The organism is Streptomyces sp. NPDC004561, from assembly GCF_053602155.1.
Genome location: NZ_JBSGDB010000027.1, coordinates 26399 through 38068 on the forward strand (window position 1 = coordinate 26399; position 11670 = coordinate 38068).

An 11670-nucleotide genomic window follows, 5' to 3' on the forward strand; every position below is an offset into this window, starting at 1 on the left:
CTACTCCTTGGAGAGAGGTCACAGCTCCCCCATCCGCCGGATCACCGGGGCGACCCGCTGGACACCGTGGCGGTAGGCGCCGCGCGCGGCCCGGCGCACGATCTGGCGGACCGGTCCGGGCGCCTTGTCGGCCACGGGCGCGCCGGGCAGCGGGGCGCCGTCGGGGCCGAGGTGGTGGCGCGCGAGGATGCCGGGCAGATAGCCGGGCGCGGTCTCGGGGGTGTAGTAGGGGTTCAGGGGCGGCAGGCCGCCCGGTCGTTCCAGCAGCCCGGCGATGCGCTCGCGGGCCGCGTCGAAGGCGCCCGCGTACGAACCGTCGGCCGCGACGCCCTGCCGGGCCACCCACTCCTCGTCCGGCGCCGGCCGGTGGCCGGCGTCGAGCTGGTCCCAGGAGGCGAGGCACCCGGAGCCGGTGAAGTGGTGGTTGCCGAGCACCTCGCGCACCCCGAGGTCGGTCAGGACGACCGTGGGGACGCGGCGGTGCAGGGCCTCCAGGGCGGCCGTGGAGCTGACCGTGACCAGCAGGTCGGTCCGGTCCAGCACCTCGCCCATGTGCCCGTACACCAGGCGGAAGTTGGTGGGCAGGTCCCTGCCCTGCGCCAGCTTCTGGTACGGCAGTTCCTCGATGTGGGTGGTGTGCTCGCCGGGCTTGGAGCGCAGCTTGAGCAGCACCTCGCGCTCGGGGTGCCGCCGGGCGTGCCCGATGAGGCGGTCCAGCAGGTAGGTGCGGTCCTTGCGGCTGTCCGGCACGGACGGCTGGGCCGCGAACACCACGGTGTAGGGGTCGTGTTCACCGGTGTACGGCGCCCCGCCGAGGAAGGGCAGCGCGACCTCGGTGACCGAGGAGGCGTCGGCGCCCACCCCCTCGTACACGGCCCGGAACCGGTCCGCGTCGTGGCGGGAGTTGGCGAGGACCAGGTCCGCGCCGTGCCGCAGCAGCAGCCCGTCGGCGAGCTTCTCGTAGACGACGCCGACGTATCCGGTGACGACGACGGGGCGCCGGCCGGAGCCCCACACGTTCCGGAGGCCGTGCAGCATTGCCTGCACTCCGCCGCCGACCAGCGCGAGGACGAGCAGGTCGTACCGGTCCTCGGTGGCCGCGCTCATCTCGCGCAGGAACTCGACGCCGGTGACCTCACGGAGGGAGTCCGCCTGGACGCCGACTTCCTTGAGCTGGCGGGCGGTCGGGGTGGCGCGGCCCCGCAGGAGGTAACCGTCGAGCCGGACCTCGGCATCCGCCGGAGTGAGGCGCTGCGCGGTGAGCGCGCCCCACTTCCACCGGGTGTCGGAGTCCGCCAGGACGGCGACCCGCAGGGACTTCGTTGCACTTGCTGGCACGCCGAAGACGCTAGGAAGCCATTCCGAGGTTCCGCCCAACCGGAATGCAACAAACGGTTAACAGCACATCGCCGAATGACGAATCGGCCCGTGAACGCCTATGGAAAAAGCCCGGTTCACAGCTTCGCCACGCGTCGTTCACCCAGCATCAAGCAAGGCGTCAAGACGAATGACGGGCTTCGCCCTAACGTCCCTGGCGTGGTCAAGCTCTCCGTCATCGTGCCGTTCTACAACGTGCAGCAATACGCGCCCGACACCCTCATCAGCCTGAAGGCGAACGCGCGTGAGGACTTCGAATTCATTCTCGTCGACGACTGTTCCCGCGACGGGACGCCAGAGATTCTCGCGCGCGCGGAGCGCGAGCTGCCTGGGGCCGTCCACGTCCGGCACGAGCAGAACGGAGGGCTGGCGACCGCGCGCAACACCGGTATCGACCGGGCGCGCGGCGAGTACCTGACCTTCCTGGACGGCGACGACTGGCTCGCCCCGGGCTACTTCCCGCAGCTGGTCTCCGCCATGGACGAACTGGGCTGCGACTTCCTGCGCACCGACCATGTGCAGTGCACCGGGCGGGCGCGCGCCGTTCACCGGGTGCCGGTCGGCCGGCGGAACGTGGTGATGAACCCGCGGGAGGCGATCCTGCCCGCCGACCGGTCCACCTCCGTGGACTACGCGTACGCCTGGGCGGGGATCTACCACCGCCGGCTGGTGGACAAGGGCCTGCTGCACTTCACCGACGGGCTGCGCACGGCCGAGGACCGGCCCTGGATCTGGAGGCTGCACCGGGAGGCAGAATCCTTCGCCGCGGTGAGTCTGCTCGGCGTGTTCTACCGGCGCGGGGTCGCCTCGTCGCTCACCCAGATCGGTGACGTGCGGCAGCTCGATTTCATTCGCGCCTTCGATCAGGTCGTCGCGGAAACCGCCGGGGACCCGGATGCGGACGCGTTGCTGCCCAAGGCCGTCCGTACCTATTGCGCCATCATTTCCCATCATCTGGGATCCATCGAAAGGTTCGAGCCCGCGGTGGCGAAGAAACTGAAATCCCTGAGTGCCGCGGCACTGCGCCGCATGCCGCAGGACGTGCTGGACGACGCGCTGGACTCCATGGACATCCAGCGCGCCTCCAAGCTGCGCCGGCTGCGCCGCCGTCCCGCCCCCGCGGGAGCCGCCGCGTGACCACCCAGATCTTCCAGGCGTCGACGCTGTACGGCACGGCCACGCTCGCCGCCGCCCTGGACTCCGGCTGCTTCCGCCCGGCCGACCGGCGGATCCTGCTGGTCTGCAACAACGCGGTCACTCCCGAGACCACGCCGGGCCTGGACGAGACGCCCGGCTTCGAGAGGCTGCGCGACCGGTTCGACGACGTGATCTCGTACAACGAGACCATCTCCCCGTTCCACCCGGGCGGCTGGGCGCCCCGCGTGGACGACATGCCGCTGTGGGAACGCTTCCTGCGCCACGAGTGGCAACTCGGGGACGAGGACGTCGAGTTGGCGGTGGAGTCGATCCAGGTCAACCCGTCCCTGGCGCTCGCGCAGATCTTCAACGGCGCCCCGGTCACGGTCTACGCCGACGGTCTGATGAGCTACGGCCCGACCCGCAACAAGATCGACCCGCTGGTCGGCATCCGTGTGGACCGCGTGCTCCACCTGGACCTGGTGCCCGGCCTGGAGCCGCTGCTGCTCACCGAGTTCGGCGTGCCCGGCGAGATCGTGCCGACCCCCGCCTTCACCAAGGTGCTCGCCGAACTCGCGCCGGTCTCCGTGGAGCTGCCGGAGGTCGAGGAGCCCGCGCTGCTGCTCGGCCAGTACCTGTCGGCCCTGGAGATCCTCACCGCCGAGCAGGAGGAGGACCTGCACGTGCGGATGCTGAGGGGCGCGGTCGCCCTCGGCCACACCAGGGTGGTGTTCAAGCCGCACCCCACGGCACCGGCCCGCTTCACCCGCTCGCTGGAGCAGGAGGCGGAGCGGCTCGGGGCCGAGCTGACCGTCCTCGACACGCCCGTCCTCGCCGAGGTGCTGTACCAGCGGATGCGTCCCGCGCTGGTCGTCGGCTGCTTCTCCACGGCCCTGCTCACCGCCTCCGCGCTCTACGGCCTCCCCGTCGCCCGGCTGGGCACCGAGCTGCTGCTCGAGCGTCTGACGCCGTACGAGAACAGCAACCGGGTCCCGGTCACCGTCGTGGACGCCCTGCTGCCCGAGCTGGGCGACCCTGCCGCGGTCACCGGGCAGCGCCGGGGCATGGAGGTGGAGGCGCTGGGCGCGCTGGTGCGTGCGGTGGGCTTCGCGATGCAGCCGAAGATCCTGCCGGGGCTGCGCGCGGAGGCCGAGGCCTGGCTCACGGAGAACCTCGGCCGGCAGACCTCGCGCTACTTCAAGCGCAGGCGTCTGACCTCCCTCGCGCTGCCCGGCGGGGTGCCCGCCCAGCTGGCGTTCATCCCGCGCAACGCGACGGTGCGCAGGGTGGCGAAGAAGGCCCGCAGCCTGGGCCGGTCGGCGCGGCGCTGACGGGGGCGGACCCATCACCGGGTCCGCCTCTTCCCGTTCACCCGGACGTCAGCGCAACCCCTGGCACATTTCCGATCCTTTCCCACAATCGGCCGAGCCGAGCGCCGGCCGTCCTGGTAGGTGCCGAACACCATGACTGCTTCATCCCCCACCCTCCCCGCCGTTCCCGCCCCCTCCGCGCCCGGGGCGGCTCGCGTCTCCTCCGCCCCCGGCGGTCGTCCGGGCCGCCTGCCCGCCCTGGACGGTCTGCGGCTCGTGGCCGCTCTGATGGTCTGCCTCTACCACTACGCCGGACGCGGCGGCACGGTCTCCGCGTCCTGGCACCGGAACCCGGCCCAGGTCTTCCCGGTGCTGTCCCGGGCGGCCACGTACGGCTGTCTGGGCGTGCAGTTCTTCTTCGTCATCAGTGGTTTCGTGATCTGCATGAGCAGCTGGGGCCGCACTCCGGGCGACTTCCTCCGCTCCCGTGTCGCCCGTCTGTATCCCGCCTACTGGGTCGCCCTGGTCCTGGTCACCGCGGCGGCCTTCGCCCTGCCCGTCGTCGTCCACCCGGTCCGCCTCGACGAGTTCCTGGTCAACCTGACGATGCTGCAGCAGCCGATGGGCGCCACGCGGGTGCTCGGCGTGTGCTGGACGCTCTGGGTCGAGGTGCGCTTCTACGCCCTGTTCGCCGTGTTCGTCGTGCTGCGGGGCGTCACGTACCGCAGGGTAGTGCTGTTCTGCTGTGTGTGGACGCTGGCGGCGGTGGTGTGCCGCACGTCCGGCGGCCCGCTGACCGAGCAGGTGCTCATTCCCGAGTACGCGCCCTACTTCGTCGGCGGTCTCGCCCTCTACCTGATCCACCGCTTCGGCGGGAACCTGCTGCTCTGGGGCATCGTCGCCATGTCCTGGCTGCTCGGGCAGAGCGACGCCACGCGCGGGCTGTGGCACGCCGGCGCCCACGGCGGCCTCCACCGCGACCCGTACGTCGTCGTGGGCATCGTCACCCTCGCCTTCGCCGCCGTGGCCGCGGTGGCGCTGGGGTGGACGCGCCGGGCCTCCTGGCCGTGGCTGGTGACGGCCGGCGCGCTGACGTACCCGTTCTACCTGGTCCACGAGCACCTGGGCTGGTTCGTCATCCGGGTGCTGCACCGGGGGCTCGGTCTGCCGCCGTGGCCGACGCTCGGCGTGACCGTCCTGAGCATGCTGCTGCTGGCCTGGCTGATCCACCGCTTCGTGGAGAGGCCGCTCGGCCCACGGCTGAAGCGGGCGCTCAAGGGGAGGAAATTGGACAGCAGTTCATCTCGCATTGGGTTTTGAACCAGCCCCTCGGGCAGGCACCGTGGAGCCCTTGCCGCCCGTGTCCCACAGGCATCCCGCAGGGATCCCACAGACTGTCGCCGCACCGAGGGAGCGCCCACCCCGTATGGCCACGATCCAGGAAACGAAGCGACCGCCCCGCCGCCTCGACGACGTGCCCGGCTGGTTCCCGGTGCTCGACCAGGTGCTCTTCGACTGGTTCCTGAACCGGCAGGAAACCGCGGGGATGGGGGGTGATCTGCTGGAAGTCGGGGTCTACATGGGCAAGAGCGCGATCTTCGTCGGCCGCCACCAGCAGCCCGGCGAGAAGTACACCGTGTGCGACCTGTTCGAGGGCGACGCCCCGGACGACGCCAACCGGGCCGAGTCGACCAAGTCGTACAGCGCGCTGACCCGGCGCGTGTTCGAGGAGAACTACCTCTCCTTCCACGACGAGCTGCCCCGCGTGCTCCAGGGGCCCAGCTCGCTGGTGCCCGCCGAGGTCGAGCCGCGCTCCTGCCGGTTCGTGCACGTCGACGCCTCGCACCTGTACGAGCATGTGCACGGCGACATCGGGGCCGCCCACGATCTGCTGCTGCCGGACGGCATCGTCGTCCTGGACGACTTCCGCTCCGAGCACACCCCGGGGGTCTCCATAGCCGCCTGGGAGGCCGTGCTGAACCGCGGTCTCCATCCGGTCTGCCTGAGCACGCAGAAGCTGTACGGCACCTGGGACGACCCGGAGCCGGTCCAGGAGGAGCTGCTGGCGATGGCGCGGGAGCGGTCCGACTGCCATCTGAGCATCCAGGAGGCCGCCGGGCACCGGATCATCCGGCTGAAGTCGAAGAACATGCGGGCGCCGGAGTTCCCGCCGTCCAAGCACGCGGACGCCCCCGAGGAGCCCGTGGCGGCGCCGCGGGAGGCCGCGGCGCCCGCTCCCGCGCCGTCACCGGTCCGCCCCGCGCCGCGCCGGGGCGCGGCCCGGGCCCGCCGGGTCGCCGTCGACCTGCTCCCGCCGGTCGTCACCCGCGCGATCCGCAACGCCCGCGCCGCCAGGCGCTAGCCCTGCCCCGGGCCGGGGCATCACCCCAGCCCGTACCGCGCCCCGACGCCCGCGACCACGACCGCCAGTCCCTCCTCGAACTGGCGGTCGTAGTCGTCGAAGAGCAGCCCGCCGGCCGCCGCCGCGAGCGGGTAGCCGGCCAGGCGCCGGGCGCGTTCGGCGATGTCCAGCCCCTCCCGGGGCCGTTCCGGGAGGGGCCGCATGCCCTGTTCCTCGGTGACGAAGCCGATGGTGTACGCGTTCGCCGTGCGGCCCGCGTCGACCGCCTGCGCGAGGGTCAGGCCCGCGTCCGTCAGCAGCCGCAGGTTCGCCTCCAGTTCGGGGGCGTGGTCGGTGCCCGTGAAGCGTGAGCCGCTGAAGACCTTCGCGCCGTCGCGGTAGCCGAGCAGGGCGGCCCGCAGTCCGCGGTTCACCTTCAGCAGCCGCTCCTGCCAGCCGTCCGCCGGATCGAGTGCGGTGCCGGCCACCATCCGCCGGTACATCTCCATCGCCATCTCGTCCAGCAGCGCCTGCTTGTCCTTGAAGTGCCAGTACAGGGCGGGCGCCTTGACGTCCAGTTCCTTCGCGATGGCACGCAGCGTCAGCCCGTCGAGGCCGACCTCGTTCAGCAGCCGCAGCGCGGTGCCGGCGACCCGCCCGCGGTCCAGGGGCGCCCTTCGTTCCGTACTCACGCTTGACAGCTTAACAGCGTTAAGGGCACGCTCGTGGGCAACGGGACTTAACAACGTTAAGGAGACGGTGATGGACGTCGTGATCGTGGGGGCCGGCCCCACCGGGCTCACCCTCGGCATCGACCTGGCCCGGCGTGGCGTGGAGGCGCTGGTGGTGGAGCGGTCCGCCGGCCTGTTCCCCGGCTCGCGCGGCAAGGGGATCCAGCCCCGCACCCAGGAGGTCTTCGACGACCTCGGGGTCGTCGAGGCGATCCGCGCGGCGAGCGGGCCCTATCCGGACCGGATGATCTGGCGGGACGGCGAACGGCTCGGCGAGGAGAGCGTGTTCGAGAAGGTGCCGGCGGACGAGGGCACGCCGTACCCCGAGCCGCGGATGATCCCGCAGTGGCGCACGCAGGAGGTGCTCCACGCGCGCCTGGTGGAGCTCGGCGGACGGGTCGCCTTCGGGCGCGAGGTGACCGGCCTGACCCAGGACGCGCAGGGGGCGGAGGTGGAGTTCGCGGACGGTACGGCGGTCCGCGCGCGGTACGTGGTCGCGGCCGACGGCGGCCGCTCGGTGATCCGGCGGGCCCTGGGCGTCGGCATGACCGGGGAGACGGTGGACCCGGCACCGTTCGTGGTGGCGGACCTGCGGCTGAACGGCCTGGACCGGAACCACTGGCACGCTTTCCCAGAGGACGACGGCAGCGTCCTCGGGCTGTGCCCGCTGGCCGGCACCGAGGACTTCCAGCTGGCGGCGCGCCTTCCGGAGGGCACCGAGCCCGACCTGTCCCCCGACGGCGTCCGCAAGCTGGTCGCCGCCCGCACGCACCTGAACGCCGCGGATGTGAAGGAGGTGCGCTGGGCGTCCGACTTCCGGCCGAGGGCGGCCCTCGCGGACCGGTTCCGGGTGGGCCGGGTGTTCCTCGCGGGCGACGCGGCGCACGTGCACTCGCCGGCCGGCGGGCAGGGCCTGAACACCAGCGTGCAGGACGCCTACAACCTGGGCTGGAAGCTGGGCGCGGTCCTGCGGGATGGGGCGCCGGAGGAGTTGCTGGACACCTACGAGGAGGAGCGGCGGGCGAACGCCGCGGCCATGCTGGAGCTGTCGACCGGGGTGCACCGGGGCGAGGTGCGCAGGGGGCGGGCCACGGTGCAGCTGGGGCTGGGGTACCGGGAGTCGTCCCTGAGCGCCGAGACCCGTGCCGAGCCGGCGGACGGGGTCCGGGCGGGCGACCGCGCGCCCGACGGCACGGTGGACGGCGTCCGCCTCTTCGACGCCTTCCGGGGGCCGCACTGGACGCTGCTGGGCGCGAAGGCGTCCGGCGCGGGCGTCCGCGGGCTTCCGGCCGCCCCCGCGTCGTACGGCCCGGGCGTCTTCCTGGTCCGCCCGGACGGGTACGTCGGCTGGGTGGGCGACAGCCCGGAGGGGCTCGGGGCCTATCTGGCCGGGGTCGGTCTCTGACCCGGTCCTACGCGCCGGCCAGCGACAGCTTCACCGCGAACCCGAGGAACAGCGCACCCGCCGCCGAGGTGGCCGTCGCCGACAGGCGCTTACGGCGCCGGAAGGCGGCGGCCAGGCGGGTGCCGCCGAATATCAGCGCGCTGAGGTAGAGCACGCTGGCCGCCTGCGCGAAGGCGCCGAGGACGACGAAGGAGAGGGCCGGGTAGGCGTAGCCCGGGTCCACGAACTGGACGAAGAAGGCGACGAAGAACAGGATCGCCTTGGGGTTGAAGAGGCTGACGAGGAACGCCCGGCGGTAGGGCCGTTCCTCGGTGACCACGGCGGGCACGGCCTCTTCCACGGTCTTCTCCCGCCGCGTCCGCCACATCTGCCAGGCGGCCCGCAGCATGCCGATCGCCAGCCAGGTCAGGTATGCGGCACCGGCGTACTTCACGATCCCGAACAGTACGGCGTTGGCCTTCAGCAGGGAGGCGACCCCGGCGGCGGACAGCGTCATGAGCACGGTGTCCCCGCACCACACGCCGGCGGCCGCCGTGTAGCCCGCCCGCACCCCGCGCCGCGCGGCGACGGAGAGGACGTAGAGCGAGTTGGGCCCGGGCAGCAGGACGATCAGGATCAGGCCCGCGAGATAGGTGGGGAGGTCGATGACGCCGAACATGGAAAGGAGTGTCGCACGGGGGTACGACAATCCGGTGCGGGGCGGGTAGCTCCCCGCCGTCGGAAAGCCGCCCCGAAGCCGCCCGGAAGGAACCAGGGGGCGGCAGGGGTGGTCAGAAGACGTCCGAGGGCACGTATTTCCCCCAGACCTCCCGGAGCGCGTCGCACACCTCGCCCACCGTGGCCCGGGCCCGCAGCGCCTCCTTCATCGGGTACAGGACGTTGTCCTCCCCCTCCGCCGCCTTCCTCAGCCCGTCCAGCGCCGCGTCCACCGCCGCCTGGTCCCGCTCCGCCCTCAGCGCGGCCAGCCGCTCCGCCTGCCGGGCCTCGATGGCGGGGTCCACCCGCAGGGGCTCGTACGGCTCCTCCTCGTCCAGCCGGAAGCGGTTGACGCCGACCACCACCCGTTCGCCGGAGTCGGTCTCCTGCGCGATGCGGTAGGCGTTGCGTTCGATCTCGGCCTTCTGGAAGCCCCGCTCGATCGCCGCGACCGCGCCGCCCAGGTCCTCGACCTTGCGCATCAGGTCCAGCGCGGCCTCCTCCACGTCGTCGGTCAGCTTCTCGACCGCGTAGGAGCCCGCGAAGGGGTCGGCCGTCGCGGGTACGTCCGTCTCGTACGCCAGGACCTGCTGGGTGCGCAGGGCCAGGCGCGCGGACTTGTCGGTCGGCAGCGCGATCGCCTCGTCGAAGGAGTTGGTGTGCAGGGACTGCGTGCCGCCGAGGACCGCCGCGAGGGCCTGCACGGCGACCCGGACCAGGTTCACCTCAGGCTGCTGGGCCGTCAGCTGGACCCCGGCCGTCTGCGTGTGGAAACGCAGCATCAGGGACCTGGGGTTCCGCGCGCCGAACTCCTCCCGCATCACCCGCGCCCAGATCCGGCGCGCCGCGCGGAACTTGGCGACCTCCTCCAGCAGCGTCGTACGGGCCACGAAGAAGAACGACAGGCGCGGGGCGAAGTCGTCCACGTCCATGCCGGCCGCGACCGCCGTGCGCACGTACTCAATGCCGTCGGCGAGGGTGAAGGCGATCTCCTGCGCGGGCGAGGCGCCCGCCTCGGCCATGTGGTAGCCGGAGATCGAGATCGTGTTCCACTTCGGGATCTCGGCCGTGCAGTACTTGAAGATGTCCGCCGTCAGCCGCAGGGACGGCTTCGGCGGGAAAATGTACGTCCCGCGCGCGATGTACTCCTTCAGCACGTCGTTCTGGATCGTGCCGGTCAGCCGGTCCGCCGGCACGCCCTGCTCCTCCGCCACCAGCTGGTACAGGAGCAGCAGCAGCGCCGCGGGGGCGTTGATCGTCATCGACGTGGACACCTGGTCCAGCGGGATGCCGTCGAACAGCACCCGCATGTCGTCGACGGAGTCGATCGCCACGCCGACCTTGCCCACCTCGCCGTGGGCGAGGGGCGCGTCGGAGTCGTGGCCCATCTGGGTGGGCAGGTCGAAGGCCACCGACAGGCCCGTCGTCCCGTGCGCGATCAGCTGCCGGTAGCGGGCGTTGGACTCCACCGCCGTACCGAAGCCCGCGTACTGGCGCATCGTCCAGGGACGGCCGGTGTACATCGAGGGGTACACGCCCCGGGTGAAGGGGTACGACCCCGGCTCCCCCAGTTTCCCGTCGGGGTCCCAGCCCTCCAGGGCACGCGGCCCGTAGACCGGCTCGATCGGCAGTCCCGACTCCGACTCACGCGCCATGGATGCCTCCGCAGTACGTCCTGTTACCCCTCACCATGCCCCGTAGTTCGGCGGCGGTCACGCCGGGAATCATCCCCGGCATGAGGAACTCGGGCAGACCCGCCGCCGTACTCGCCTCGGCCGCCGCCCTCGTCGCCCTGTGCGGCTGCACCGTGCAGGCGCAGGGCGCCGACGGCAGGGCCCGGTCGCCGGTGCGGATCCGGCTCCCGGACGGCCCGGGCTCCGGCCCCTCCAGCACACCCACCCGTACGGCCCAGCGGCCGACGGCCGCCGCCGCGCCCCGTGTGCTGTGGTCACGCGGCGACAGCGGGCCGGGCGTGCGGGAACTTCAGGCGCGGCTGCGCCAGGTGGACTGGCTGTTCGACGGGCCGACCGGGTCGTACGACGATCCGACCGAACGGGCCGTCATGGGCTTCCAGGGCAAACGCGGGCTGCCGCGCACCGGCACGACGGACACCGTGACCTGGCAGCGGCTGCTGGCGATGACCCGTCCGCCGGGCCACTGGGAGCTGTACCTGATGGGCGGTCAGCCGGCCGCCGCGCCCGACCCGCGCTGCCTGACCGGCCGGGTGCTGTGCGTCAACAAGACCAGCCGGACGCTGCGCTGGATGGTCGACGGGCGGACCGTGTCGGCGATGGCCGTGCGCTTCGGCACGCAGTACTCCCCGACCCGCGAGGGGGTGTTCCACGTCTACTGGAAGTCACGCCACCACGTGTCGACCCTCTATCACTCGCCGATGCCCTACGCGATGTTCTTCAGCGGCGGCGAGGCGGTGCACTACTCGTACGACTTCGCGGCCCGGGGATACGCGGGCGGCTCGCACGGCTGTGTGAACGTCCGGGACGAGACGGCGGTCGCCCGGCTGTTCGCGCAGGTGCGGGTGGGCGACAAGGTCGTCGTGTACTGGTGAGCGGGGCGCGGGCGGGACCGGGTGATCGCGTCCAGTTCGTCGCCGGCCGGGTGCTCACCGGGGCGCACCCCGACCGAGTGCGCGAGCGAACGCGTCCGCCCGAGCTC

The 11670-nt window shown here is 72.1% G+C and carries 10 protein-coding genes; 6 read left to right on the top strand and 4 right to left on the bottom strand.

What is annotated here, in order from left to right; genetic code table 11:
• Nucleotides 1-18: 18 nt before the first annotated feature.
• Nucleotides 19-1338 (bottom strand): DUF6716 putative glycosyltransferase, encoded by a 1320-nt coding sequence (locus tag ACWEN3_RS06215; protein WP_452966314.1) that lies wholly within the window; start codon nt 1336-1338, stop codon nt 19-21.
• A gap of 198 nt (nt 1339-1536) precedes the next feature.
• On the opposite strand from ACWEN3_RS06215, the gene ACWEN3_RS06220 reads away from it, so the two are divergent.
• From ACWEN3_RS06220 to ACWEN3_RS06235, 4 genes are all read left to right on the top strand, one after another.
• Nucleotides 1537-2514 (top strand): glycosyltransferase family 2 protein, encoded by a 978-nt coding sequence (locus tag ACWEN3_RS06220; protein ID WP_452966336.1) that lies wholly within the window; start codon nt 1537-1539, stop codon nt 2512-2514.
• Complete coding sequence (locus tag ACWEN3_RS06225) at nt 2511-3845, top strand: alpha-2,8-polysialyltransferase family protein (RefSeq protein WP_452966317.1); 1335 nt, start codon at nt 2511-2513, stop codon at nt 3843-3845. The genes ACWEN3_RS06220 and ACWEN3_RS06225 overlap by 4 nt, the downstream gene beginning before the upstream one ends.
• Before the next feature lie 132 nt (nt 3846-3977).
• Complete coding sequence (locus ACWEN3_RS06230; protein WP_452966319.1) at nt 3978-5144, top strand: acyltransferase family protein; 1167 nt, start codon at nt 3978-3980, stop codon at nt 5142-5144.
• A 106-nt stretch (nt 5145-5250) separates the two neighbouring features.
• Nucleotides 5251-6186 (top strand): class I SAM-dependent methyltransferase, encoded by a 936-nt coding sequence (locus ACWEN3_RS06235; RefSeq protein WP_452966321.1) that lies wholly within the window; start codon nt 5251-5253, stop codon nt 6184-6186.
• 20 nt (nt 6187-6206) lie between these two features.
• Here the strand turns inward: ACWEN3_RS06235 and ACWEN3_RS06240 are convergent, their stop codons facing one another.
• On the bottom strand, nt 6207-6857 hold the full coding sequence (locus ACWEN3_RS06240) for a TetR/AcrR family transcriptional regulator C-terminal domain-containing protein (RefSeq protein WP_452966323.1): 651 nt from the start codon (nt 6855-6857) through the stop codon (nt 6207-6209).
• 70 nt (nt 6858-6927) lie between these two features.
• On the opposite strand from ACWEN3_RS06240, the gene ACWEN3_RS06245 reads away from it, so the two are divergent.
• A complete protein-coding gene (locus ACWEN3_RS06245) occupies nt 6928-8301 on the top strand; it encodes an FAD-dependent monooxygenase (protein WP_452966324.1) in 1374 nt (457 codons plus the stop codon).
• A 7-nt stretch (nt 8302-8308) separates the two neighbouring features.
• Here ACWEN3_RS06245 and leuE read toward each other — a convergent pair whose 3' ends face one another.
• Together leuE and ACWEN3_RS06255 are read right to left on the bottom strand one after the other, a co-directional pair.
• Nucleotides 8309-8959 (bottom strand): leucine efflux protein LeuE, encoded by a 651-nt coding sequence (gene leuE / locus ACWEN3_RS06250; RefSeq protein WP_452966326.1) that lies wholly within the window; start codon nt 8957-8959, stop codon nt 8309-8311.
• Between the two features lie 112 nt (nt 8960-9071).
• Nucleotides 9072-10652, bottom strand: a complete 1581-nt coding sequence (locus ACWEN3_RS06255; protein WP_452966329.1) for an acyl-CoA mutase large subunit family protein — start codon at nt 10650-10652, stop codon at nt 9072-9074.
• An 80-nt stretch (nt 10653-10732) separates the two neighbouring features.
• Here ACWEN3_RS06255 and ACWEN3_RS06260 point away from each other — a divergent pair, with 80 nt between their 5' ends.
• Nucleotides 10733-11563, top strand: a complete 831-nt coding sequence (locus ACWEN3_RS06260) for a L,D-transpeptidase family protein (protein ID WP_452966332.1) — start codon at nt 10733-10735, stop codon at nt 11561-11563.
• The last annotated feature ends 107 nt before the right edge of the window (nt 11564-11670 follow it).